This window comes from Nocardioides daedukensis (assembly GCF_013408415.1).
GTDB classification, from domain to species: Bacteria; Actinomycetota; Actinomycetes; order Propionibacteriales; family Nocardioidaceae; genus Nocardioides; species Nocardioides daedukensis.
This window is the reverse complement of the sequence record NZ_JACCAA010000001.1, coordinates 3,584,179-3,609,709: the sequence shown is the minus strand read 5'-3', so window position 1 is coordinate 3,609,709 and position 25,531 is coordinate 3,584,179. Positions and strand designations below refer to the sequence as shown.

Below are 25,531 nucleotides of genomic sequence, written 5' to 3'. Positions count from 1 at the left end.
GTCACGACCCCCTTGAACGCCGCACAGGTCAGACTTGTTCCCTCGGTTCCACCTCGGGCGTGCCCCCGGTCTCGTCGTGACCAGCCTCGTCACCGTGCCACACGGCCTGGTGACGCATCGGCAACCGGACGGTCACGAGCGTGAACTCGTTCTCCGCCGAGTCGAAGGTGACGTTGCCTCCGTGCTTCTCGATGATCGTCTGCACCATGCGTACGCCGAGACCGGTTCCGCTGATCTCCATCTGGACAGCGTTGGAGGCCCGGAAGAAGCGACTTCCCAGATTGGCGAGCTCAGAGGCCGGGATGCCGATGCCATCATCACGGATTGTCAGGACGGCCTCGTCACCCTCCTTGCGCAACTGGATGTCGACCTTGCCTCCCGCGCGCGAGAACTTGACGGCATTGGTGACGATGTTGAGCAATGCGCGCAGGAGCTGGATCTTGTCCGCCAGGACGAAAGGTGCCCGGGCGGGGAGGTCGACGGAGATGGTCACCCCCTTGTTGGCGGCGGCGATGCGCAGGTCCACCACCACCTCCTCGACGACGGTGGCGAGGTCGACCTCGGTCAGCGTGGTGTGTCGGCTCTCCATGTGTGCCAGTGTCAGCAGGTCCTCGATCAGCACCCCGAGACGTTTGACGTTGCGATTGACCACCTCCCACTTGCGATCGGCTCCCGGCACCTCGTCGTACTCGTCGTGGAGCAGTTCGAGGTATCCCTGAATGCTGGTCAGCGGGGTGCGCAACTCATGGGACACGTTGGAGACGAAGTCCGTCTTGGCTTGGTCGAGGTCGAGCAGGCGGGCATGGGTCGCCTCTTCGACTTGCTGCGCCCGTTCGTTCTCCTCGGCCATCCGGTTGACCGCGACGGCAACGGCAGACACCTCTCGGGGTCCACCCAGCGCTGCCCGTGCTCCGGCATCACCCGCGGCCAACAGCGCCACGGTGCGTTCCAAGTCCTTGAGCGGCTCCTGGAGGTCACGCCGCAGGCGCCTGACCAGGATCCAGCCGAGCAGCCCGGCAAGCAGGGTCACGACGATCACCACGAGGATGGCACGTCGATAGGCTCTTCGTCCCAGATCGCGCGCAGCCGCTGCCTCCTGCTCCAGCTTGCTGTCGACCCTCGCGTTGACCTCCCGCAGCTCATCGATCAGCGCCTTCCCATCCACGAAGCGTTGGACGTCATACCCGTCGCGTCCGTGACCGTCAGCCAGTCGTGGCTCCGCATAGACCTTGACCCACTTCTTGGCGAGTTCGTCCTGGCGGTCGATGAGGGGTTCGAGCTCGTGGTCGAAGTCGACGTGTTCGCGCAGGTCTGCCACGATCTCGGGTTGGCGAGCCATTCCGTCACGGTAGGGAGCCAACGCAGCGTCCGCGCCGTTCAGGGCCCAGCCACGCAGTCCGGTCTCCTGATCGGTCACGGCCTGAAGCAACGCTTGGTTTGCAGACTGGGCCGGAGCAACCCGATCCACAACCTGGACCACCGCATGGTTGGTGCGATAGACACCGACGATCCCGAGGAGCCCCAGGAGCAGCATCAGCAGGAGCAGCGGGATCACCATCTTGGCCAACAACTCCCCAACTGTCGGCACCCGGTTCCTCATTGATCGCTCCCGAACCCTTGACGCTTCATGTCGCCCCACTCGTGTGAGGACTTGCGAACCGCTTCGACCGCCCCCTTGGCCCGCCACCACGCGGTCAACTGTCGGTAACCGAAGTTCTCCTCCAGAGCGCCACGGACGGCTCGCAGCAAGTCACCCGCACCGCGATATCGACGGTAGGACACCTCTTCGGCGAGCAGAGCGACCAGGGTCAGGAGGAAGGCATAGAGCACCGAGGCCGCGAGCAGCAGGAGCACGAGCCACATGTCGACCAGGTCCCGACCGCCGAGCAGGTCGAGGTGTTCCATCCCCAGCAGGCCCATCACCACGACAAAGTAGGCCACACCGAACAACTCCAGGAAAGGCGCGAGCAACTCGAAGACCACGAACCAGGGCATCGTGACCAGGCCGATCACGCCGTACTTTCCTCGGAGCAGCATGCCCCGGTGACGGCCGAGGATCTCCGCGAGCCCGCGGTGCCATCTGGCCCTCTGTTTGGCCAGCACCGCACGGTCCTCAGGCGCTTCGGTCCATGCGACGGGCTCGCTGACGAAGACCACGCGGCCGTCGATCTTCTCGTCACCCATCCACCGGTAGATGCGGACCACCAGTTCGGCGTCCTCCCCGATGCAATCGGTGGCCAGACCACCGACCTGCACCAGGACGTCCTTGCGGAAGATGCCGAAGGCGCCGGAGATGATCAGCAGGCCACCGGTGGCCGACCAGCCTGCTCGGCCGATCATGAAGGCGCGCAGGTACTCCACGACCTGCACCCGCGCCAGCCAACGACGAGGCATCCTGACGTGGGTGACGCGGCCGTTGATGACCTTCGACCCGTTGGCGATGCGGATCACCCCGCCGGCGGCCACCACTCGCTCAGGATCGTCCGCGAAGGGACGCGACACGTGCAGCAACGAGTCGGGGTCGAGGAGCGAGTCGGCGTCGACCATGCACACGAGTTCCTTGCGGGCCATGTTGATGCCGACGTTGAGTGCATCTGCCTTGCCCCCATTGGTCTTCGCGACCAGGACCAGGTTGTTGGTGCCTTTGCGGGAGAGGTAGGTCGTGAGCACCTGGCTGTCACTGTGCACGAGGTCGTCGACGACCAGGGGTGCCTCGACGAGATCGAAGGCCTCGATCATCCGCGCGATAGTTGCATCCTTGGAACCATCGTCGATCACGACGATCTCGAAGTCCGGGTATCGCATCGCCAACATGGCCTGCACCGATTCAACAATGGTCGCCTCTTCGTTGTATGCCGGCATCAGCACCGTGACACCGCGGGCCAGCGGCTCCCCGAAGGTCTCGTCGTACGCCGCGAACTCCACCCGTCGGCGATAGCCGACGAAGTCAGCCACGGCCAGAACGGTGAGCACGAGGAAGCTGGAGTTGATCAGCACCGAATACGTGACGAAGGACCAACCCATCGCCTCGATGAGCAGGCGCAGAGTCTCGACCCAGTTCATCCCACCCCCTCCCTGAGGTCGGCAATTACCAGTGCTTCGCGAGCATAGGGCGAGGAGTGCGCGGTGAGGACCTCTCGCCCGTCCACCCCGAGTCGCAGGAGGGCAGCGGCCAGAGCCCGCGCCGTCAGACGCGGCGACTCCAGCAGCGCGGCTCCCAGTGCGGCCGCGGCACGGGCGTCCCCGATCTCTCCGAGTGCCTGCGCCACGTGGCGGCGTACGCGGTCGTGATCGGTGTCGAGTGCCTCGATCAGCGGATCCACCGCTGACGGGGTGCCGATCCGGCCCAGGGCAGTCGCCGCCTCCGCCCGCACCGGATCGCTCGTCGTCTCCAGGGCCCGACTCAAGATGGGAACGGCAGCCGTGTCGCCGATCAGGCCCAGGCTGACGGCGATCAACTCGGCGATCCGCTCGGTGTGGTCATCCTGCCCGGCCAAGCACTCTGCAAGGCGGTCACGCAGCTCGTGAGCCGCGTCCATTCCGATCCGTTGCAGGGCGGAGACGACATCACGCGTCAACTGTGGATCCTGGGCCGACGCAAGAATCGCCGGGACCGCCGCGGGTGAGCCGATGTTGCCCAGAGCCCGCAAGGTGACCCTGCGCACGAGGAAGGACCGGTCGTCGAGACGCGCGGCCAGGGCCGGCACGTCGGCGGCTTCACCCAGTGCCCCCAGCCGGTGGGCGCCGCGGCATCGGACCACGAGGGACCGCGCGTTGAGCATCCTTCGGGCCTGATCCGCGGCGCCGGCCTCGCGCACGATCTCAACGAGTCGCTCACGTGCGTCACCTGAGACCTTCGGCAGCAGGCTGAACATCTGCTGTTCGGCCCGCCGCCACACTCCCCCCCGCATGGCAACGAGCTCGGCACGAGCCCGGTCGATCTCCTCGGGTTCACCGAGGATCAGCGTCAGCACGGATTGCCGTGAGACCGCATGCTCGCGCGCACGGCGCGCCTCGCGGATGCCTCCGCCCACCCTGAGAATGAGCAGCAGCAGGATGAACGCCACGGCTGCCAGCAGCAGTCCGACGACCACCCAGAGGACGAGCTTCACCCACCACTCCGGGCGAGTACGGCGGCCACTCGCGAGGCAAGTTCTCGTGGGGAGAACGGCTTTGTGATGTAGTCGTCGACACCCACGCTGAAGCCCTGTTCGACATCGGACTCCTGCGCCCGCGCGGTGAGCATGATGATCGGCAGTCGCGCGGAAGCAGCGTCCGCGCGGAGGGCGCGCGCCGCGTCGAGTCCGCTCATGCCGGGCATCATGATGTCCAGCAGCGCCAGGTCTGGTTCGTGCTCCACGCAGGCCGCAACCGCGGCTGCGCCGTCCCCCACGGCCACGACCTCGTGTCCGATCTGGCGGAGCTTGAACACGACCAGTTCGCGGATGTCTTCGTCGTCATCAGCCACGACAATCTTTGCCATGGCAGGAGTGTAGGGGGCGACCGGCCTACTCGGTGCCAGATCGAGCGCCGGTGCCCTTCTGAACCCGGGTGAGGAACTCGATGTTGTTCTGCGACTTCCCCATCCGTTCGATGAGGGTCTCCAACGCCTGCTCCGTCTCGAGTGCCGAGAGCATCTCGCGCAACTTCCACGAGATCGCCAGCTCCTCCTCGCCGAGCAGGAGCTCCTCGCGACGGGTGCCGGACTGGACCGGGTCGATCGCCGGGAAGATCCGCTTCGCCGCGAAGTCACGGCGCAGCCGCAGCTCCATGTTGGCGGTGCCCTGGAACTCCTCGAGGATCACCTCGTCGATCTCCGAGGTGCCCTCCACGGCGGCGGTCGCCAGGATGGTCAGCGAGCCGCCGTTCTCGATGTTGCGCGCGGCGCCGAAGAACTTCTTGGCGGGGTGGAGTGCCGCCGAGTCGACGCCACCCGCCAGGGTGCGCCCGCTTGCCGGAGTGGAGTTGCTGTAGGCACGGGCCAGCCGGGTGACACCGTCGAGCAGGACCACGACGTCGTGACCGAGCTCGACGAGCCGCTTCGCCCGCTCGATGGCCAGCTCGGCCACGGCGGTGTGGTCGGTGGCCGGCCGGTCGAAGGTGGAGGAGATGACCTCGCCCTTGACCGAGCGCTCGAAGTCGGTGACTTCCTCGGGACGTTCGTCGACCAGCACGACCATCAGGTGGCACTCGGGGTTGTTGGCGGTGATGGACGCGGCCACCGACTGCAACAGCGTGGTCTTGCCGGCCTTGGCCGGCGAGAGGATGAGACCGCGTTGTCCCTTGCCGATGGGGGCCACCACATCGATGATGCGACCGATCAGGTTCGTGGGCTTGGTCTCGAGTCGCAGTCGCTCGGTGGGGTTGATCGGGGTCAGCTTGTCGAAGTCCACCCGGTCGGTGACGGCCTCGGGGTCGGCCCCGTTGACCGAGTCGATCTGCACCATCGGGTTGAACTTCTCCTTGCGCTCGCCCTCCCGGGGCTGGCGCACCTGCCCGACCACAGCGTCGCCGCGCCGCAGGTCGAACTTCCTGACCATGGACAGCGACAGGTAGACGTCGTCGGCACCGGCCAGATAGCCACTGGTCCGGACGAAGGCGTAGTTGTCGAGGACGTCGAGGATGCCCGCTGCGGGGACCAGCACGTCGTCGTCGAGGATGGTGGTGTCCGGCTCGTTGCGGTTGCCTCGACCCGTACGGTCGCGGTCACGGCCGCGACGCCGGCGATTGCGGCCGGTTCCATCGCCGTCACCCTGGTCCTGGTCGCCGGACTGGTTGCCCGACTGGCCGCGCTGGCCCTGGTCGTGACCACCCTGCTCGTTCTGGTCGTTGTGCTTCTGGTCGTTCTGCTTCTGGCGGTCCTGCTTCTGCTGGTTGCCCTGCTGCCGGTCGCGACCGCCCTGCTTCTGGTCGTTCTGCTTCTGGTCGTTCTGCTTCTGACCGGACTGGTTCTGATCGCCCTGGTTCTGGTCAGCCTGCTTGTGCTCGGGCTGGTTCTGCTGGTCGCGGTTCCGGTTGCGGTTTCGCACCCGACCCCGGTCCCCCGACCGGTCCTCGCCCTGCTCGTGCTCCTGAGGCCTGTCCGTGCCCTGCTCGGAACCAGCGCCCTGTCCGCCCGCGCCCTGGCCATCCGCGCCTTGGTCATCGCGTTCGGCCCCGGACCGGTCGTCCTGCTGACCGGCGGACCGCTCGCCGCGCGTCCGGCGGCGAACACCCTGCTCCTGCGCAGCTGCCGCGGACTCACCCTGCTCGGGTGCTGCCTGCTTCTCGGTGGCCTGATTGGCCTGTGCCTGCTTCTCGGGTGCCTGCTTCTCGGGTGCCCGCTCCTCGGGGGCCCGCTCCTCGGGGGCCCGCTCCTCGGGTGCCCGCTCCTCGGGTGCCCGCTCCTCGGGTGCCGACCTCTGGTCGGAAAGCCCATCCGGCGCGGGCTTCTCGTGGGCCGACTTTTGGTCGGCCTGCTTCTGGTCAGCCTGCTTCTCGGGGGCTGCCTTCGACGGAGCCGACTTCTCGGCCGAGGCCGATGCCCCACCCGACTGGCCGGCCTTGATCGCCGCGACGAGGTCGGCCTTCTTCATCTTGGCGGCGCCGCCGATGCCCATGCCACCGGCCATGGAGCGCAGATCCGCGATCAACATGGAGTTCAGGCCCCCTCCGCGCTTGCGGGCCGCGCCTGCGGACTCGGGTGCGTCGTTGGTGGGAGTGGTGGGTTCGGTGGTTTCGCTCACGTGAGCCCTTCGCCTTCTGAATTGTGTGCCTCGCAAACCCTGGCCGGGTCACGGCGTACGCCGTCACTCACTGGCGGATTGCAGAGGAAGAGGTGCACCCCACGGAGACTGTGGGGGCGAACGCCGGATGACCATGGCGCGCGGCCAGCCTAGCAGGATCATCACCCGCGATGGAGCAGCATCCGGTCACGACTCGACGCGTGCGCCGGCAGTCTCCAGGTCGAGGTGTAGCGCAGTCCAACCGTCCGGACACTGCGCCACGAGGGAGTCGGGACCCGGGGACCAGTCGGCCAGCGGTCGGGACGGTCCGTCGGTGAAGGCCAGCACGGTCGGTCCGGCTCCGGAGACGACCGCGGGGTGGCCGGCGTCGCGCAGACGACGTACCAGTTCCAGCGATTCCGGCATCGCGGACTCCCGGTAGTCCTGGTGCAGGTAGTCCCGCGTGGCCCTCAGCAGCAGCTCGGGCCTGGAGGCCAGGCTGGCCACCAGGAGCGCGGCGCGACCGGAGTTGGCGGCCGCATCGGCGTGCGGCACGGTCTCCGGGAGCAGCCCGCGGGCCACCTCGGTCGAGACCGGGGTCGGCGGGATGAACACCACTGCGGAGATGCGCGGGTCAAGCGATCCCGAGGTCGCATAGAACTCCCCGGCTTCACGTCCCGAGATGACGAAGCCGCCATGGAACGCCGGCGCCACGTTGTCGGGGTGGCCCTCCATCTCGGCTGCGAGCCGGAAGACGGCATCGTCGTCCATCAGCAGTGACCCACCGGCAACCAAGGCACGAGCAAGCACGATCCCGCCGACGATGGCGGCCGAGGACGACCCGAGTCCACGCGCGTGCGGGACCACGTTGCGACACCTCAGCGAGAGTCCCGTCGGAGCCGCATGCATCTGCTCGAAGGCACAGCGCATCGCGCGCACCACCAGGTGGCTCTCGTCGAGGGGCACCTCGTCCGAGCCCGCGCCCTCGACACGGACCTCCAGGCCGACCCCGTCGACCGAGGCGGTTAGCTCGTCACGCAGTGAGAGTGCGAGTCCCAGGGAGTCGAAGCCCGGGCCGAGGTTCGCCGAGGTGGCCGGCACCGAGACGGTGACCGGTCCTTCGATGAACCGCGCCATCAGACAAGACCGGCAACGGCCGCCGCGTCGTCCACGTTCGCGTCGATGACGTTGTCGACCACGTCGCCGAAGCCCTCCAGTGCGGTGACCGTGTCCTTGAGCCCGTGACCGGTCACCGTGACCACCACGGTCTTGTCGGCATAGGACTCGCCACGCTCCAGGTCCTGCAGCATCCCGGCGATCCCTGCAGCCGAAGCCGGCTCCACGAAGACCCCGTCGTTGCTGGCCAGCTGGCGCTGCGCGATCAGGATCTGCTCGTCGGTGACCGAGGCGAACCGTCCACCCGACTCCGACGCGGCACTCTCGGCGAGCTTCCACGAGGCAGGGTTGCCGATCCGGATCGCGGTGGCCTTGGTCTCCGGGTTCGGGAACGGCTGGCCGGTGACCAGCGGTGCCGCGCCCTCGGCCTGGTAGGCCCGCATCACGGGCAGCCGGGTGGACCGACCGAGCTCGGCATACTGCCGATAGCCCAGCCAGTACGCCGAGATGTTGCCGGCGTTGCCGACCGGGAGCAGGTGGAAGTCCGGGGCGTCGCCGAGCCGGTCGACGACCTCGAACGAGGCCGTCTTCTGTCCCTCGAGACGGATCGGGTTGACCGAGTTCACCAGCGCGACCGGATAGTGCTCGGCCAGGCCGCGGGAGATCTTCAGGCAGTCGTCGAAGTTGCCCCGGACCATGATCACCTGGGCGCCGTGCATGATCGCCTGGGCCATCTTGCCGGCGGAGATCTTGCCCTCGGGCACCAGCACGAGCGGCTTGATCCGGGCCTTGGCGGCATAGGCGGCCATCGAGGCAGAGGTGTTGCCGGTCGAGGCGCAGACCACCGCCTGGGCGCCCTGGTGCACCGCGACGGAGAGGGCTGCGGTCATCCCGCGGTCCTTGAACGAGCCGGTGGGGTTGTCGCCCTCGACCTTGAGCCAGACCTGGCCACCGGTGACCTCGGAGAGCCAGCGCGACTCCACCAGCGGGGTGCCGCCCTCGCCCAGCGTCACTGCCGGCGTGTCCTGCGGGATGTCGAGCAGCTCGCGATATTCCTCGATGACGCCGCGCCACTGGTGCACGCGCGGCTGCTGACCACTCAGGGGGGCACTCATTCGTTCGTTCCTTCCACGCGCATCACGGAGGTGACCTCGCGAACCATGTCCATCTCCTGCAGGTGCTCGACGGTCGCCCGCAGCTGGGCGTCGGTGGCGCGGTGCGAGACCACGACCAGCTGCGCCTCGGCTCCGCGGCCCTCCTGTCGAACCGTCTGGATGGAGACGCCGTGCTCGGCGAAGGCGGTGGCCACGGCGGCCAGCACGCCGGCCTTGTCCTCGACGTCGATGCCGACGTGATAGCGGGTCACCGTCTCGCCCATGGACAGGACCTCGCGGTCGGCATAGGCCGACTCCCCCGAGCCGACGGTCGAGGAGAGGCGGTTGCGAGCTGCGGTGACCAGGTCACCGAGCACGGCCGAGGCGGTCGGCGCACCGCCCGCACCGGGGCCGTAGAACATCAGCTGTCCGGCGGCCTCGGACTCGACGAAGACTGCGTTGTAGGCCTCGCGAACCGATGCCAGCGGGTGTGTTGCCGGGATCATCGCCGGGTGGACCCGGGCCGAGACTGCGCCGTTCTTGAGCTCGCAGATCGCCAGCAGCTTCACCACGGACTTCATCTCGCGGGCGGAGGCGACGTCGGCGGCGGTGACATCGGAGATGCCCTCGCGATAGACGTCGGCAGCGTTGACACGGGTGTGGAAGGCGAGGCTGGCCAGGATCGCCGCCTTCGCGGCGGCGTCGAAGCCCTCCACGTCGGCCGTGGGGTCGGCCTCCGCATAGCCGAGCTCCTGGGCCTCCTCGAGGGCCTCGGCGAAGCCGGCACCCGAGGTGTCCATCTTGTCGAGGATGAAGTTGGTGGTGCCATTGACGATGCCCAGCACCCGGGTCACCCGGTCACCGGCCAACGACTCGCGCAGCGGACGCAGGATCGGGATCGCACCGGCCACGGCGGCCTCGTAGAACAGGTCGCGACCCGCCTTCTCAGCCGCCTCGAAGAGGGTCGGCCCGTCCTCGGCGACGAGTGCCTTGTTGGCGGTGACCACCGAGGCACCATTTGCCAGGGCCGCCAGGATCAGCGGACGCGCGGGCTCGATGCCCCCGATCACCTCGATGACCAGGTCCAGGTCGCCGCGCGAGACCAGTGCGTGCGCGTCGGTCGTCAGCAACCCCTCGGGCAGGTCGACCTCACGTGGGGCGTCGAGCCGACGAACGGCCACCCCCACCAGGTCCACCGGGGCACCGATCCGGGCTGCCAGGTCGTCGGACTGCTCGGTCAGCAGCCGCACCACCTGCGACCCGACCGAACCACATCCGAGGACTGCGACCTTCAGTCGCTTGTCCCCCACCGAATCCACGGCCTCACTCACTGCACTGCTCCCACGTCGGTTGCCAGAAGGTCGTCCTCAGTCTCGCGCCGCACGATGACTCGCGCTGCACCGTCCCGCACAGCGATCACCGGAGGACGCAGCGCGTGGTTGTAGTTGGAGGCCAGGGACCGGCAGTAGGCGCCGGTGCCGGGGACCGCCAGCAGGTCCCCCGGGACGATGTCCGAGGGCAGGAACTCGTCCTTGACCACGATGTCGCCCGACTCGCAGTGCTTGCCCACCACCCGGGCCAGCGCCGGGGCCGCCTCGGAGTGCCGGGAAGCCAGCGTGCAGGAGTAGTCGGCGTCATAGAGCGCGGTGCGCACGTTGTCGCTCATCCCACCGTCGACGCTGATGTAGGTGCGCCGGGCCCCTCCGTCGAGGGCGACCTCCTTGACGGTGCCGACCTCATAGACGGTGCACACGCTCGGGCCGGCGATGGCACGACCCGGCTCGATCGACAGTCGCGGCTCCGCGACACCGAGGTCCTTGCACTCACGCGCGACGATGGCGCTCATCTCCGCCGCGAGCTTCGCCGGCGTGGAGGGGTCGTCCTGGGTGGTGTAGGCGATGCCGAAGCCACCACCGAGGTCCATCTCGGGCATCTCGACGCCCAGCTCGCTGCGCACGCGGGCGTGCAGGGCGAGGACGCGGCGAGCAGCCACTTCGAACCCTGACGAGTCGAAGATCTGGCTACCGATGTGGCTGTGCAGACCCAACAGCTCCAGGCCCGGGGCGGCGAGCACACGGCGTACGGCCTCGAAGGCGTCGCCGGAGGTGATCGAGAAACCGAACTTCTGGTCCTCGTGGGCGGTCGCGATGAACTCGTGGGTGTGTGCCTCGACGCCGGCGGTGACGCGGATCATCACGCCGACCGGGCGCTCCGCATCGGCGGAGAGGTCGACGAGTCGCTCGATCTCGTGGAACGAGTCGGCCACGATCCGACCGACGCCGACCTCGATCGCGCGCGCCAGCTCGGGCGCGGTCTTGTTGTTGCCGTGGTAGCCGATCAACACCGGGTCCACTCCGGCGCGCAGCGCGACGCTCAGCTCGCCGTTGGAGCAGACGTCGAGACGCAGCCCCTCCTCGACGATCCAGCGCGCCACCGTGGTGCACAGGAAGGACTTACCGGCGTAGTAGACGTCGTAGGCAGCGAACGCGTCGCGGAAGCCACGGGCGCGGCCACGGAAGTCGTCCTCGTCCAGGACGTAGGCCGGCGAGCCGTGCTCGGCGACCAGGTCACGCATGTCGACACCGCCGACCACGAGCGCGCCGTCGTCGTTCTTCGCTGCGCTGGTCGACCACAGGTGGGTGACCAGAGCATTGGGGTCCTCGGGGACCTGGAGCCACGCGGGACCGCGCGCTCCCTCGGCGTGGGCCCATCCGGCCTCGTGTGCACGCATCAGGTCACATCCGTTCCGGAGCAGTGACGCCGAGCATGTCCAGGCCGTTGGCCAGCACGGTGCGCGTGGCGTGGACCAGGACAAGGCGCGACTTGTTCAGCGCGGTGACCGGCTCGTCGCCCTGCGGCAGCATCCGGCACTCGCGGGTGTCGTACCACTTGTTGAAGATCGAGGTGGTGTCCTCGAGGAAGCGCGCGATCCGGTGCGGCTCGCGCAGCTCGGCAGCGCTGGCCACCACCCGCGGGAACTCGGCCAGTGCGCGGAGCAGCCGTCCCTCGAGCTCGTGGGAGAGCAAGGAGGGGTCGAACCCTTCGCCGGTGGGCAGGGACATCCCCAGCTCCTTGGCGTTCTCGATCATCCGGCAGGTACGGGCATGGCCGTACTGCACGTAGTAGACCGGGTTGTCCGCGGACGCCTTGGTGATCTCGGCGACGTCGAGGACCAGCGGCGAGTCGGCGGGATAGCGAGCCAGCGAGTAGCGCAGCGCGTCCACGCCGATCTCGTCGGCGAGCTCGGTGAGCGTCACGATCGTGCCGGCGCGCTTGGACAGCTTGAGCTCGGCCCCGTCGCGCAGGATCTTGACCAGCTGACCGATCATCACGTCCAGGGTCTGCGCGGGGTCGTCACCCGCGCAGGCAGCCATCGCCTTGAGCCGGCCGACATATCCGTGGTGGTCGGCGCCCAAGAGATAGATGCAGTGGTCGAACCCACGCGAGCGCTTGTTGAGGTAGTAAGCCGTGTCGGAGGCGAAGTAGGTCAGCTCGCCGTCGGACTTGATCAGCACCCGGTCCTTGTCGTCACCGAAGTCGGTGGTCCGCATCCACAGTGCGCCGCCGTCCTCGAAGACGTGGCCGAGCTCCTTGAGCCGGGCCAGCGTCTCGGGCACGGCGCCGCCGTCGTGGAGCGAGACCTCGGAGAACCACACGTCGAAGTGCGTGTTGAACCGGGTCAGGGCGTCCTGCTGCTCCTTGAGCTGGATCGCGTAGCCGACCCTGCGCACCGCCGCGAGGCGCTCGGCCGCGGGCAGCTCGAAGATGCCGGGCTCGGCCGCTCCGACCGCACGCGCCAGGTCGTCGATGTAGCCGCCGGCATAACCGTCCTCGGGCTTCTCCTCGCCCAGGGCCGAGGCGATGATCGAGGCGGCGAACTTGTTCATCTGGACGCCGCGGTCGTTGATGTAGAACTCGCGGGTGACGTCGGCGCCGGCGGCGGAGAGCACCCGTCCGATCGCGTCTCCGAGCACGGCCCACCGGGTGTGGCCCAGGTGCAGGGGGCCGGTCGGGTTGGCGGAGATGAACTCCACGTTGATCTTCTGACCGGCCAGGGTCTGCGAGGTGCCGTACGACGCCCCCGCGGCCACGACCCGGGCGGCGATGTCGCCCTGGGCGCCGGCGTCGATGCTGATGTTCAGGAAGCCGGGGCCGGCGACCTCCACAGCGGCCACGCCGTCGGTGGCCAGCAGCTTGCTCGAGACCAGCTCGGCCAGGGCGCGCGGGTTCGTGCCGGCCTTCTTCGCCAGCTGCAGCGCGACGTTGGTGGCGTAGTCGCCGTGGCCCTTCTGCCGGGGTCGCTCGATCGTCACCTCGGTGGGAACACCGTCGGGAAGGGCGAGGGCGCCTTCCCCGACCAGCGAGGTGAGTGCATCGACGACAGCAGCGGAGAGTTGTTCGGGGGTCACCCGCCCAGCCTATCGGCGGACCTCGGTTTCACCTCAGTGAGTATCGCCCGGTAGTGTTCGGCATCGCATCCCTGGCCACGCCAAGGGCGCACGCCTCCGTAGCTCAGGGGATAGAGCACTGGTTTCCGGTACCAGGTGCCGCAGGTTCGAATCCTGCCGGAGGCACCCACCCACCGCACGACGTACGTCGTACCTCGCGCGTGCTTGAATCTGCGCCATGACCGAGCAGCGCATCGTCAGTGCCAGCCGCGAGATCGCGGCGCCGGCCGCACAGATCTTCGAGTTGATCACCGACCCGTCGGCCCAGCCCGGCTGGGACGGCAACGACAACCTCAGCCATGCCGACGCCGGCCAGCGGGTCCACGCCGTCGGCGACGTCTTCGAGATGACCAACACCTCGGGGCGGGTCCGCGAGAACCATGTCGTGGAGTTCGAGGAGGGTCGCCTGATCGCCTGGATGCCCTCGGAGCCCGGCCAGGAACGTCCCGGGCACAAGTGGCGCTGGGAGCTCGAGCCCGTGGATGAGGCGACCACCCGGGTCACCCACACCTATGACTGGACCCTGCTCGAGGAGGAGCGTCGGGTGGCGATCGCGCAGCGCACGCTCCCCGAGAATCTGCAGGCCTCGATCGATCGACTCGCGGCCGCGGTCGAGCAGGACTGAGCAGGGCCCTCAACAGCCGGAGCCGCTCAACAGCGCAGGACCGCGTCCCTCTCGGCGTCCCTGCCATAGCGGCCAGCCTGCTGCCTGTTCGGGAACACGACGCTCGCGCCACCGGAGGTCTCCCCCACGGAGCCGCCGATCACGCAACGACTGATCCGGTCCGCGCGCACCGAGGTGACCGCACGGGTGAGCCGGAACAGCGCCTTGGGTGACACCTGCGCGTCCACGTGCTTGATCACGGCCAGCGTGCCCTGGTCGAGGAAGCCCGGCCGGTGCTGCTGGGAACGGAGCCTGGCGTGGATCGCGCGCAACACCTCCTGCTGGTGGGCGGACCTCTCGAAGTCTCCGCCAAGCAGGGGCTTGCGGATCCGGGCGAAGGAGAGCGCGCCCCAGCCGCCCACGTCGTTCTTGCCCTTGCGGAACGACCCGGCGGTCAGCTTGGGGTCCGAGAACGCCTTCGTCGAACGGAGCTCCACACCCCCGATCTCGTCGATCAGGGCACGGAATCCGGTGAAGTCGGTGACCATCACGTAGTCGGACTCGATGCCGACCAGGTCCTCGACGGCGCGGGCCATCAGCTGCGGTCCACCGAGCACCATCGCGGAGTTGATCTTGTCGTTGCCACGGCCCGGGATCCGGACCCACGAGTCCCGGGGCACCCCGATGGCGGTTGCCGCACCGGTCCTCGTGTTGATCCCGACCAGCTGGATCGCGTCGGCGCGGCTGCGGGTCATCCGTTGACCGGGGCGTGCGTCCGAGCCGAGGGCCAGGATCCAGATCACGTGCGGGCTGAGGTCGATCGCGCTGGCCTTGCGGACCGGTACGACGACCACGTCGCTCGCTGCCGTCGAGCCGTTGGGGACCAGCATCAGCACCGCGAGGAGTGCGACCAGCCAAGCCGGGTGGATACGTCGTCGGCTCATCGCGCGCTCCCCTCATCCGGGCTCGTCTTGTCCTGGGGAGCCTTCACCGGAGGGGGCAACGTCTTCGCCGTACGCGACAGGTCGTAGCCGAACACCTGCCAGCGTGAACCGATCGGAGTCAGGTGCAGCTCGCCCTTGACGTGGACCCGCTGGCGGACCTCTCCGGACGTCACGAAGACCAGGTCGACCCGTGCCGTGGCACCGGCCGGGTAAGTGCGCACGGCGAGTACGTCGACAGCGACGCGGCGCTTCTCGACCCGGACGCCGTCGATGCGGGAGCCGATCGACGCGTTGGAGGTCACCGACTGCTCGGCGCGCGCCTTCGCCTTGAGACCACTGCTAAAGCGCGGCCACGCCTTCTTGAAGTCGGTGCGCGGCCAGGGTCCCTTCAGGTATGCCGCCTCGATCCAGTCACCGACCACCTCGCCGACCTGCTCGGTGACGCTGTCGGCACGCGACTCGGTCAGTCCGCCGGTGCGGGCGCCGGTGCTCACGAAGAGGCCGGGCTCGGCGACCTCGGCCTGCCCGTGCCCGGCAGATGCGGACTCCTGGGCCGGGTCGTCCGGAGGTGTCGCGGACGGTTTGTCGGAGCCCGAGCAGCCAACCAGCACGAGGCATCCGAGCACTGCCGACACGCCCGAGAGCACGACCATCCTCAAGGGTCGTCGAAGTCCCAGATCAGTGCCCATGTTGGCTCCTCCCTCCATCGCTGCTCTCACCATGCAACAGAAGGGGTACCGGCCTCCGCATTTGTTGCCCGGTGGGTCTAGCCTTATGGCTTGTATCCACCTACACGATCTGCCGCACCGGAAGAGGCGAACCTAGCCGTGGCTGAGTCTTCTCAGAACAACCCGACTTCTGACTTCGGAGCCAACCAATGGCTCGTTGACGAGATGTTCGAGCAATACCAGAAGGATCCGACGTCTGTCGGGCCGGAATGGACCGCCTACTTCAAGGACCTGGGCAACTCCAACGGCGCCGCGAAGAAGCCCGGTGCCGCTGACGCCCGGGAGGCCAAGCCCGCGTCGTCGGACGCCAAGCCCGCCGCCAAGCCGAAGGCAGCAGCACCGGCCGAGCCCGCGAAGCCTGCCGCTTCCCCGGCGCCCGTCGCCAAGCCCCGCCCGGTGAGCAAGGCAGCCGAGCCGGCCAAGAGCACCGCCAACCCCGAGCCGCGCGACCCGAAGCCGACCGCTGTCTCCCAGCCGACCGACGAGCCGCAGCACACCGTGCTCCGTGGCATCGCTGCGGCGACGGCGAAGAACATGGAGACGTCGCTCGACGTCCCCACCGCCACCTCGGTGCGCAACATCCCGGTCAAGCTCCTGTGGGACAACCGCACCGTCATCAACAACCACCTCAAGCGCGCCCGCGGCGGCAAGGTGTCGTTCACCCACCTCATCGGCTACGCCTTGATCAAGGCGATCAAGACGATGCCGGAGATGAACAACTCCTACACCGAGACCAACGGCAAGCCGACCCAGGTGACGCCCGCGCACATCAACCTCGGTCTTGCCATCGACCAGCAGAAGCCCGACGGCACGCGGCAGCTGGTGGCTCCGTCCATCAAGGCCACCGAGACGATGGACTTCGCCGGCTTCTGGACCGCCTACGAGGCGATCATCCGCAAGGCCCGCGACAACAAGCTCACGATGGACGACTACACCGGCACCACGATCAGCCTGACCAACGTCGGTGGCCTCGGCACCAACAACTCGGTCCCCCGGCTGATGGCCGGGCAGTCCGCGATCATCGGTGTCGGCTCGATGGACTACCCGCCCGAGTTCCAGGGCGCGTCGGAGGAGATCCTCACCCGCAACGCGGTGAGCCGGATCCTCACCATCACCTCGACCTACGACCACCGCGTCATCCAGGGTGCCCAGTCGGGTGAGTTCCTGCGCCGCCTGCACGGTCTGCTGATCGGCGAGGACGGCTTCTACGACGAGATCTTCCAGTCGCTGCGAATTCCCTACGAGCCGATCCGCTGGGCGCAGGACATCGCCACCACGCACGACGACGACATCAGCAAGCAGGCCCGGATCCTGGAGCTGATCCACGCCTACCGCGTGCGCGGTCACATGATGGCCGACACCGACCCGCTGGAATACAAGCAGCGCAGCCACCCGGACCTCGAGATCGAGTCGCACGGCCTGACGCTGTGGGACCTGGACCGCGAGTTCGCCACCGGTTCCTTCGGTGGTGAGGGTCGTCGCTTCATGAAGCTGCGCGACATCCTCGGCATCCTGCGTGACTCCTACTGCCGCACCACCGGCATCGAGTACATGCACATCCAGGACCCGGAGCAGCGCCGCTGGATCCAGGAGCGCGTCGAGCAGCCGCACACCAAGACTCCTCGCGAGGAGCAGCTGCGGATCCTGCTCAAGCTCAACCAGGCCGAGGCGTTCGAGACCTTCCTGCAGACCAAGTTCGTCGGCCAGAAGCGGTTCAGCCTCGAAGGTGCCGAGACCACGGTCCCGGTCATCGACGAGCTCTGCGAGGCGGCCGCCGAGGCAGCTCTCGACGAGGTCACGATCGGGATGGCCCACCGCGGTCGTCTCAACGTGCTGGCCAACATCGTGGGCAAGAACTACTCGCAGATCTTCCGCGAGTTCGAGGGCAACATCGACCCGCGCACCGTCCAGGGCTCCGGCGACGTGAAGTATCACCTCGGCGCCGAGGGTGAGTTCGTGGCCGGTTCCGGCGACAAGATCAAGGTCTCCGTCGCGGCGAACCCGTCCCACCTCGAAGCCGTCGACCCGGTCCTCGAGGGCATCGCCCGGGCCAAGCAGGACGTGCTCGACCGGGGCTCGGAGTTCTTCCCGGTGATGCCGCTGCTGGTCCACGGTGACGCGGCCTTCGCCGGACAGGGCGTGGTGGCGGAGACGCTCAACCTCTCCCAGCTGCGCGGCTACCGCACCGGTGGCACGATCCACCTGGTCGTCAACAACCAGGTCGGCTTCACCACCTCACCCGGCTCCTCGCGCTCCTCGCTCTACTGCACCGACGTGGCCCGGATGGTCCAGGCGCCGATCTTCCACGTCAACGGCGACGACCCGGAGGCCTGCATCCGCGTTGCACGCCTGGCCTTCGAATATCGCCAGGCCTTCGACAAGGACGTCGTGATCGACCTGGTGTGCTACCGCCGCCGCGGTCACAACGAGGGCGACGACCCGTCGTACACGCAGCCGCTGATGTATGACCTGATCGAGCAGAAGCGCTCGGTGCGCAAGCTCTACACCGAGTCCCTGATCGGTCGTGGCGACATCACGATCGAAGAGGCCGAGCAGGTGCTGCGCGACTACCAGCAGCAGCTCGAGCGGGTCTTCACCGAGGTCCGCGAGGCCACCGGTGTCCCGGACGAGTGGACCACGGTCCCCGACTACCCCGAGAAGCCCGCGGGCGAGGCGACCACCTCGGTCCCGGTCGAGGTGCTCAAGCGGATCTCGGACGCATATGTCACACCTCCGGAGGGCTTCACCGTCCACCCGAAGGTGATGCCGCAGCTCGAGCGTCGCGCCAAGGCCATCACCCAGGGCCCGATCGACTGGGGAACCGGCGAGATCCTCGCCTTCGGTTCGCTGCTGATGGAGGGCCGCCCGGTCCGTCTGGCCGGTCAGGACTCGCGACGCGGCACCTTCGTGCAGCGCTTCGCGACGATCATCGACCGCAAGAACGCCGACGAGTGGACGCCGCTGCGTTCGCTGACCGAGGACCAGGCGAAGTTCTACATCTATGACTCGCTGCTCTCGGAGTACGCCGCGCTCGGGTTCGAGTACGGCTACTCCGTCGCCCGCCCCGAGGCACTGGTCCTCTGGGAGGCCCAGTTCGGCGACTTCGTCAACGGCGCGCAGACCGTCATCGACGAGTTCATCACCGCCGGCGAGGCGAAGTGGCGCCAGCAGTCGGGCGTCGTCCTGCTGCTGCCCCACGGCTATGAGGGTCAGGGTCCGGACCACTCCTCGGCCCGCATCGAACGCTTCCTCACCATGTGTGCGGAGGACGCCTTCGTGGTCGCCCAGCCGTCCACCCCGGCGTCCTACTTCCACCTGCTGCGTCGCCACTCGCTCGGCGAGGAGCACCGTCCGTTGGTGGTCTTCACGCCCAAGTCGATGCTCAAGCGCAAGGAAGCCGCCTCGCAGCCCGAGGACTTCACCGAGGGCTCATTCCTGCCCCTGATCGGTGACGGCGAGGCCGACCCGGACAAGGTCGAGACCCTGCTGCTCTGCTCGGGCCGGGTGACCTGGGACCTGATGGTCGATCGCAAGAAGCGGGACAACGGCGAGAAGTTCGCCATCGCCCGGGTCGAGCGGCTCTATCCCACGCCGACCGAGGAGATCAAGGCGGAGATCGCCAAGTTCCCCAACCTCAAGAAGGTCCGGTGGGTCCAGGACGAGCCGCAGAACATGGGCCCGTGGCCGCACTACACGCTCAACGTGTGGAACGCGCTCGACATCACCGTCGAGCCGGTCACGCGTCGTGCGTCCTCCTCCCCGTCCGTCGGTGTCGCGAAGCGTCACCAGGAGGAGCAGCGCAACCTGCTCGACGCGGCGTTCGACTGAGGCAGGTCAGCGATGTACTTCACTGATCGCGGCATCGAAGAGCTCGAGAAGCGCCGGGGTGACGAAGAGGTCACCCTGGCGTGGATCGCCGATCGTCTGCAGGAGTTCACCGACACGTTCCCTGAGTTCGAGATCCCCGTCGAGCGGTTCGCCACCTGGCTGGCCCGGCTCGACGACCCCGACGACTGAGCGACTCTCACCGGGAACCGCCAGGCGCATGTTGGTTGGCGCCCTCGGCTGACGGCCATGGAGCCCTTGACGCACCTGGTGCGTCAAGATCTCCATGACGACGTGGCGAGGCGAACGCCCCGACGACCGTGCGACTGATGGTCCCGTCAGGGACAGATGGTGCGACCGTGCGAGAGGAACGCATAGACGTCGGTGCTGTCACCGACGGAGAGGTCGCTCAGGCCGGTGGCATAGTCGCTCTGGCTCTCGCTGTCCTCGACCAGGGCGACGAACTTCTCGAAGCCGTTGCGCTGGCTCTCGCTCGTGCCCTCCGTGGTCCCGACGTCCTTGAACTCCTGGATGCTCGACTTCGCGGAGTCGAAGGAGACCGAGGCGTCCTGGACCTTGTCGAAGGCCGGGCAGAAGTCACCGTTGCTGGCACTGGTCGGCGCGTCCGCGACGTCCGTGACACCGTCCGGCGAGTTCGGGCCCTTCTTGTCCCCCAAGTTGAGCGCCACGATCGCCACGACGCCGACGATCAGGATCAACACGGCCAGCCCGGCAATCGCCCAGGTGAGCCTGTTGTCGTTGCCGGACTGCTTGGCCGGTCCCCCGGTTCGGTCCCACTGCGCCTGAGCGGCGAACGGCTGCGGAGCATTGAAGCCAGCATGACCGGACTGGTGCTGCGGGCCCGACTGGTGTTGGCCCGACTGCTGCTGGGGACCGGACAGGTGCTGACCTGACTGGTGCTGGGGGCCTGACTGGTGCTGGGGGCCCGAGGCGAACTGTGGGTTCGAGTGGTGCGGGCCGGAGGCGAACTGCGGGCTCGAGCCCTGCGACCCGGGAGCCGGCCAGGAGTTCGCCGGCGGGACGTTGCGCGGACCCGAGGTGCCCAGCTTGGCTGCTGCCTCGCAGGAGGCTTGGAACTCTGCCGCCGTACGGTGCCGCTCGGCCGGGACCTTTGCCATCGAGCGGCGCAGGATCGCGTTGATCGCCACGCTGCGCGGGTCGCTACCGGGCAGCTGCGGCACTGCCCCGTTCAGGTGTCCCATCAGGACCTGGCCGTCGGTGCCGCGGTAGGGCGCCTCGCCCGACAGGCAGGCCCACAGCAGGCAGCCCAGTGCATAGGTGTCACTGGCCTCGGTCGCGTCGAGCCCCTCGTGCCGCTCGGGCGCCATGTAGGCGAACGTGCCGATCACGCCCTGGGTCTTGGTGTGCGCCGAGTCCATCACCCGGGAGATGCCGAGGTCGCAGACATATGCCTGGAGGTCGTCGTCCGAGCGTCGGCGCAGCAGCACGTTGGAGGGCTTGATGTCGCGGTGGATGATGCCGGCCCGGTGCGCGGTCTCGATGCCGTCGGCGACCTGTGCGGTCAGGTCCAGGGCGAGCTCGGGGGCCAGCGGTCCGCTGGTGTTCAGCATCTGCTGCAGGTCGCCGTCGGGGACCAGCTGGGTGGCGATGTAGAGCCAGCCGTCCTGCTCGCCGGCGTCGTGCACCTGGATGATGTGCGGGGAGTCGAGCCGGGCCAGCACCTCCGCCTCGCGCAGGAAGCGGTGGCGGTAGTCCTCGTTGTCGGCCAGGTCGGAGGAGAGCACCTTGAGCGCCACCTGACGGCCCAGGCCCCGCTGGACGGCGGCATAGACGACGCCCATGCCTCCCCGACCGATGCGACGATCGATGTCGTATCGGCCGAAGGGCTGACCCTCCTGCGGCAAGCCCGCCACGCTGGTGTCCCCCTTCACGTCGATGTCCCGGGAATGATGTCCCGGGAATCCTAGTGCCCCGTCCGGTGAGAGGCGCCTGGGACAGGTGCCCGCCGTGTCGAGCCGTGAAACCTCGCCGCGCGGACGGCTCAGCTGTTGGGACGCACCGTGATCTCGGTCAAGGTCGCGTCGACGGGCAGGTCGAGCACGTGCAGGATGGTCGCGGCCACCGTCTCCGGCTGGATGAAGCGGTCCGGGTCATAGTCCCGTCCCTCCTGGCGATGCACCTTCTCCTGCATCGGCGTGGCCGTGCGCGAGGGATAGACGGTGGTCACCCGGACACCGTTGCCGCTCTCCTCTGCGCGCAGCCCGTCCGCGAAGGCGCGGACGCCGAACTTCGAGGCGGCGTACGCCGTCCAGTCCGCGTTGGCGTTCAGCCCTGCGCCGGAGTTCACCACCACCACCGTCCCCCGCCCGGCCCGCAGGGCAGGCAGGCAGAGGCGGGTGAGCTCGATCGGGGCGAGCAGGTTGACGTCGAGCTGGTGACGCACCTGTTGCACAGACTGGACCTCGACCCGGTCGAGGTCGACCACACCGGCGATGTGCAGCAGGCTGTCGAGCCGCTCGGGCAGCTCGGTGAGCTGCTCGGCCAGGGACTCCGGCTCAGCGAGGTCGGCGACCAGTGTGCGAGCACCGGCATAGACCTGCTCGAGTTCGCGCGCGCGCTCGGCAGAGCGGGCCACCAGCCACACCTCGTCCCCGCGGTCGACCAGCGAGCGGGTCAGGCAGGCCCCCATCCCGGAGCCGGCGCCGGTGACCAGATGTACCCGCGTCATCGGGTGAAGACGATCTTGCCGAACACGTCGCCCTCAGCCATCGCGGCGAAGCCCTCGCGGGCCTGGTCCATCGCGATGGTGCGGTCGATCAGCGGACGGGCACCGGAGGCGTCGAGCAGCTGGGTCAGCGCCGCCAGCTCGGACCGGGTGCCCATGGTGGAGCCGATCACGCTGAGCTGCAGGAAGAAGATCCGGGTCAGCTCGGCGTCGTCGAGTTTCGGACCCGAGGTGGTCCCGCTGATCACGATCTTGCCGCCCGGGCGCAGGGAGCGGATCGAGTGCGACCAGGTCGCCCGGCCCACCGTCTCCATCACCGCGTCGACCTTGCCCGGGAGCCGCTCGTTGGACTCGTAGGTCTCGTGCGCGCCGATCTCCAGCGCGCGGGTGCGCTTGGCCTCGTCGCGGCTGGTGGCGAGCACCTTGAGCCCACCTGCGCGGGCCAGCACGATCAGGGCGGTGGCCACACCGCCGCCGGCACCCTGGACCAGTACCGAGTCACCGGCCTTGAGCCCGCCCTGGGTGTAGAGCATGCGATAGGCGGTCAACCACGCGGTCGGCAGGCAGGCGGCTTCCTCGAAGGACATCGAGGCAGGCTTGGGGATCACGTTGCGGCGCGGCACGATCACCTTGTCCGCGAAGGTGCCCTGGTGGCGCTCGGAGAGCAGCGAGCGCTTCGGGTCGAAGGTCTCGTCGCCGGCCCAGTCCGGGTCACTGATCACCGCGTGGACCAGCACCTCGTTGCCGTCTTCGTCGATGCCCGCGGCGTCGCAGCCGAGGATCATCGGCAGCGACTCCTCCTTGAGGCCCACACCGCGCAGCGACCAGAGGTCGTGGTGGTTGAGGGAGGCGGCCTTGACGGTGACCGTGGTCCACCCGTCGGGGGCCACCGGGTCGGGGCGCTCACCCACAACCAGGCCACTCAACGGGTCGTCGGAGGAGAACTTGTCGGCATAGACGGCGAACATGGTTCGAGCCTAGCGACTCGCGCGGAGGCGGCCGAGGGGTGGTTCGCAGTGCGGTTGGTCAGTCCACGATCCGGGCCACGCCGTCGCGGCGTGCGGCCGCGGAGACCGCTGCGGCAACGGCCGGGCCGACCCGGGGGTCGAACGGCGAGGGGATGACCAGCTGCTCGCTCAGCTCGTCCCCGACGAGTGCGGCCAGCGCCTCGGCAGCGGCAAGCTTCATGCCCTCGGTGATCGCCGTGGCGTGCACGTCGAAGGCACCGCGGAAGATGCCCGGGAAGGCGAGCACGTTGTTGATCTGGTTCGGGAAGTCCGAGCGACCGGTGGCCACCACACGGGCGTGGCGGTGGGCCACGTCGGGGTGCACCTCGGGGGTCGGGTTGGCGAGACCGAAGATGATCGCGTCGTCGGCCATCGTGGCCACGATCTCCTCGGGAACGGTGCCGCCCGAGACGCCGATGTAGACGTCGGCGCCCTTCATCACGTCGGCCAGGGAGCCGGAGCGTCCGAAGTTGTCGGCGGTGTCGCGGGCCAGGTCACGCTTGACCTGGGTCAGGTCGGAGCGCTCGGAGTTGAGCACGCCCTGCCGGTCGACGACAGCGATGTCGCGGATGCCGGCCTCAAGCATGATCCGGGTGACGGCCACGCCTGCCGCGCCGGCGCCGGAGATCACCACTCGGGTGGTCTCGGCAGGTCGGCCGGTGAGCTTCAGCGCGTTCTTCAGGGCTGCGAGGGCGACGACGGCGGTGCCGTGCTGGTCGTCGTGGAAGACGGGGATGTCGAGGCGGTCCTTGAGGCGCTGCTCGATCTCGAAGCAGCGCGGGGCCGAGATGTCCTCGAGGTTGATGCCACCGAAGGAGGGGGCCATCCGCACCACGGTCTCGACGATCTCGTCGACGTCGGTGGTGGCCAGGCAGATCGGGATCGCGTCCACGTTGCCGAACTGCTTGAACAGCACGGCCTTGCCCTCCATCACCGGCATTGCCGCGGCGGGGCCGATGTCGCCGAGACCGAGCACGGCGGTGCCGTCGGTGACGACGGCGACGGTGTTCGGCACCCAGGTGTAGTGCTGGGTCAACTCAGGGTGCTCGGCGATCGCCTCGCACACTCGGGCCACACCCGGGGTGTAGGCCAGCGAGAGCTCCTCGGCGCCTGCGAGCTCGACTGCCGAACGGATGCCCATCTTTCCCCCGACGTGAAGGTCGAAGACCGGATCACCTGAATAGGGGTGTTCCTGGCGGACGGGGTTCTCAGAGGCAGACATGACGGAACTTTCCAGAGAGAGATGTGGTGGTGGCAGGCCCAGCTCGACGCGTTTGAGGTGGTTCGCGGAACTTGTCGGACCAGGGGGTCTCCCTGCGCGTCAATGTTCTCACAGGCTGGCCTCGCATCGCGATCACCGACCACCAGCCGTCCGAGAATGAGACGTGCGTCACCGTGCCGGCCGCGCCCACGGAGGCATCGGCCAGATCCGCAGGCGTACGACGGCCACCACGTCGTCGGCGGGGATCACCCCGCGGTGGCGGGAGTCGACGCCTTCGTCCGCGTTGTCGCTGAGCAGCCACCAGCCCGGCGCGCCGGTCCTGGCCTCCCGCGCCTCGGCGACCCGCTTCACTGCGAGCGTCCCGTCGGGGAATCGCGCCAGCACGACCTGCCCCGGCCGCACCGGTACGTCGTACTGCACGAGGAGGCGGTCGCCCTCGCTGAGTCGGGGCTCCATCGACCGGCCACGGACGAGGGCCATCCCGAATCGCGGCAGACCCGGCTGACGAGCAGTGTGCATGCGGAGTAGTGTCGCAGTCACGTGCACATTCCCCCTGACGAAAGGACGCCAAGCATGCTTGAGCGACTGTTCGCCCCCACTGTCGAAGCCTCCGCCCACTGCGACCTGCCGTGCGGTGTCTATGACCCGGCCCAGGCCCGCATCGAGGCCGAGTCCATCAAGGCCGTCATCGGCAAGCTCGCCGACAACGACGACCCGGACTTCCGCACCCGCGCGATCCTGATCAAGGAAGAGCGCTCGGAGCTCGTCAAGCACCACCTGTGGGTGCTGTGGACCGACTACTTCAAGCCGCCGCACTTCGAGAAGTACCCGCAGCTGCACACCCTGGTCAACGAGGCCACCAAGCTCGCCGGTGCCGGCGGCACCAAGGGCACGATGGACGCCAAGGCGGCCGACGACCTGCTTGCGAAGATCGACGAGATCGCTGAGATCTTCTGGGAGACCAAGAAGGCCTGATCCCGTTCCTCCACGAACGGTCAGAGACTGACGCTCGAGGGGTCGATCCCTGCGGTGCACACCGCGGGATCGGCCCCTCGGGTCATTTCCGCAACTTCCAGCCGACTGACCTTCCAGCCAGCCGAGCTTCCACCCGGCCTCGTCCTCGAGCCGATTG

General features: G+C 68.2%; 21 protein-coding genes and 1 tRNA gene. 5 read left to right on the top strand and 17 right to left on the bottom strand.

Going from position 1 to position 25,531, the window contains the following annotated elements:
• Positions 1-28: 28 nt before the first annotated feature.
• The 10 genes from BJ980_RS17600 to argS all read right to left on the bottom strand — a co-directional run bounded on the left by BJ980_RS17600 (position 29) and on the right by argS (position 13,323).
• Positions 29-1,588, bottom strand: a complete 1,560-nt coding sequence (locus tag BJ980_RS17600) for an ATP-binding protein (RefSeq protein WP_179503491.1) — start codon at positions 1,586-1,588, stop codon at positions 29-31.
• 8 nt (positions 1,589-1,596) lie between these two features.
• Positions 1,597-3,063, bottom strand: coding sequence for a glycosyltransferase family 2 protein (locus BJ980_RS17595; RefSeq protein ID WP_179503490.1), 1,467 nt, complete (start codon positions 3,061-3,063; stop codon positions 1,597-1,599).
• Entirely contained in the window at positions 3,060-4,112 is a 1,053-nt protein-coding gene (locus BJ980_RS17590) for a HEAT repeat domain-containing protein (protein ID WP_179503489.1), read from the bottom strand. Before BJ980_RS17590 ends, BJ980_RS17595 begins: the two co-directional genes overlap by 4 nt.
• Positions 4,109-4,483: a response regulator gene (locus BJ980_RS17585; protein WP_179503488.1), complete on the bottom strand. Its 375-nt coding sequence runs from the start codon at positions 4,481-4,483 to the stop codon at positions 4,109-4,111. The genes BJ980_RS17590 and BJ980_RS17585 overlap by 4 nt, the downstream gene beginning before the upstream one ends.
• Before the next feature lie 25 nt (positions 4,484-4,508).
• Positions 4,509-6,725, bottom strand: a complete 2,217-nt coding sequence (rho, locus tag BJ980_RS17580; RefSeq protein ID WP_343047864.1) for a transcription termination factor Rho — start codon at positions 6,723-6,725, stop codon at positions 4,509-4,511.
• 186 nt (positions 6,726-6,911) lie between these two features.
• Positions 6,912-7,841 carry a homoserine kinase gene (gene thrB, locus BJ980_RS17575; protein WP_179503487.1) on the bottom strand — a complete coding sequence of 310 codons (930 nt, stop codon included), beginning with the start codon at positions 7,839-7,841 and terminating at the stop codon, positions 6,912-6,914.
• Positions 7,841-8,935 carry a threonine synthase gene (gene thrC, locus BJ980_RS17570; RefSeq protein ID WP_179503486.1) on the bottom strand — a complete coding sequence of 365 codons (1,095 nt, stop codon included), beginning with the start codon at positions 8,933-8,935 and terminating at the stop codon, positions 7,841-7,843. Before thrC ends, thrB begins: the two co-directional genes overlap by 1 nt.
• Positions 8,932-10,245 carry a homoserine dehydrogenase gene (locus BJ980_RS17565; RefSeq protein ID WP_343047863.1) on the bottom strand — a complete coding sequence of 438 codons (1,314 nt, stop codon included), beginning with the start codon at positions 10,243-10,245 and terminating at the stop codon, positions 8,932-8,934. The genes thrC and BJ980_RS17565 overlap by 4 nt, the downstream gene beginning before the upstream one ends.
• Entirely contained in the window at positions 10,242-11,648 is a 1,407-nt protein-coding gene (lysA, locus tag BJ980_RS17560; protein WP_218855948.1) for a diaminopimelate decarboxylase, read from the bottom strand. The genes BJ980_RS17565 and lysA overlap by 4 nt, the downstream gene beginning before the upstream one ends.
• Position 11,649: 1 nt before the next feature.
• Complete coding sequence (argS, locus tag BJ980_RS17555) at positions 11,650-13,323, bottom strand: arginine--tRNA ligase (RefSeq protein ID WP_179503484.1); 1,674 nt, start codon at positions 13,321-13,323, stop codon at positions 11,650-11,652.
• Positions 13,324-13,415: 92 nt separating this feature from the next.
• Here argS and BJ980_RS17550 point away from each other — a divergent pair.
• Both BJ980_RS17550 and BJ980_RS17545 read left to right on the top strand, forming a co-directional pair.
• Positions 13,416-13,488 (top strand) — tRNA-Arg (locus tag BJ980_RS17550).
• Positions 13,489-13,540: 52 nt separating this feature from the next.
• Positions 13,541-13,987: an SRPBCC family protein gene (locus BJ980_RS17545; RefSeq protein ID WP_179503483.1), complete on the top strand. Its 447-nt coding sequence runs from the start codon at positions 13,541-13,543 to the stop codon at positions 13,985-13,987.
• Positions 13,988-14,013: 26 nt separating this feature from the next.
• Here BJ980_RS17545 and BJ980_RS17540 read toward each other — a convergent pair whose 3' ends face one another.
• Positions 14,014-14,910, bottom strand: a complete 897-nt coding sequence (locus BJ980_RS17540; protein WP_179503482.1) for an LCP family protein — start codon at positions 14,908-14,910, stop codon at positions 14,014-14,016.
• Positions 14,907-15,599: a hypothetical protein gene (locus tag BJ980_RS17535; RefSeq protein ID WP_179503481.1), complete on the bottom strand. Its 693-nt coding sequence runs from the start codon at positions 15,597-15,599 to the stop codon at positions 14,907-14,909. Before BJ980_RS17535 ends, BJ980_RS17540 begins: the two co-directional genes overlap by 4 nt.
• A gap of 138 nt (positions 15,600-15,737) precedes the next feature.
• Between BJ980_RS17535 and BJ980_RS17530 the strand changes: the two genes are divergently transcribed.
• Together BJ980_RS17530 and BJ980_RS17525 are read left to right on the top strand one after the other, a co-directional pair.
• Positions 15,738-19,466: a multifunctional oxoglutarate decarboxylase/oxoglutarate dehydrogenase thiamine pyrophosphate-binding subunit/dihydrolipoyllysine-residue succinyltransferase subunit gene (locus BJ980_RS17530; RefSeq protein WP_179503480.1), complete on the top strand. Its 3,729-nt coding sequence runs from the start codon at positions 15,738-15,740 to the stop codon at positions 19,464-19,466.
• A gap of 12 nt (positions 19,467-19,478) precedes the next feature.
• Positions 19,479-19,655, top strand: a complete 177-nt coding sequence (locus BJ980_RS17525; RefSeq protein WP_179503479.1) for a DUF6104 family protein — start codon at positions 19,479-19,481, stop codon at positions 19,653-19,655.
• A 146-nt stretch (positions 19,656-19,801) separates the two neighbouring features.
• Here the strand turns inward: BJ980_RS17525 and BJ980_RS17520 are convergent, their stop codons facing one another.
• The 5 genes from BJ980_RS17520 to BJ980_RS17500 form a co-directional block, all read right to left on the bottom strand.
• Complete coding sequence (locus BJ980_RS17520; RefSeq protein WP_179503478.1) at positions 19,802-21,376, bottom strand: protein kinase domain-containing protein; 1,575 nt, start codon at positions 21,374-21,376, stop codon at positions 19,802-19,804.
• A gap of 110 nt (positions 21,377-21,486) precedes the next feature.
• The gene (locus BJ980_RS17515; protein WP_179503477.1) at positions 21,487-22,173 is read right to left on the bottom strand and encodes an SDR family oxidoreductase; all 687 of its coding nucleotides are present in this window, start codon (positions 22,171-22,173) and stop codon (positions 21,487-21,489) included.
• Positions 22,170-23,138: a zinc-binding dehydrogenase gene (locus BJ980_RS17510; protein WP_179503476.1), complete on the bottom strand. Its 969-nt coding sequence runs from the start codon at positions 23,136-23,138 to the stop codon at positions 22,170-22,172. Before BJ980_RS17510 ends, BJ980_RS17515 begins: the two co-directional genes overlap by 4 nt.
• 58 nt (positions 23,139-23,196) lie before the next feature.
• Positions 23,197-24,399, bottom strand: coding sequence for an NAD(P)-dependent malic enzyme (locus BJ980_RS17505; protein WP_179503475.1), 1,203 nt, complete (start codon positions 24,397-24,399; stop codon positions 23,197-23,199).
• A 168-nt stretch (positions 24,400-24,567) separates the two neighbouring features.
• Positions 24,568-24,918: a S24/S26 family peptidase gene (locus BJ980_RS17500; protein WP_179503474.1), complete on the bottom strand. Its 351-nt coding sequence runs from the start codon at positions 24,916-24,918 to the stop codon at positions 24,568-24,570.
• 54 nt (positions 24,919-24,972) lie between these two features.
• On the opposite strand from BJ980_RS17500, the gene sodN reads away from it, so the two are divergent.
• Positions 24,973-25,374, top strand: coding sequence for a superoxide dismutase, Ni (gene sodN, locus BJ980_RS17495; protein ID WP_179503473.1), 402 nt, complete (start codon positions 24,973-24,975; stop codon positions 25,372-25,374).
• Positions 25,375-25,531 lie beyond the last annotated feature (157 nt).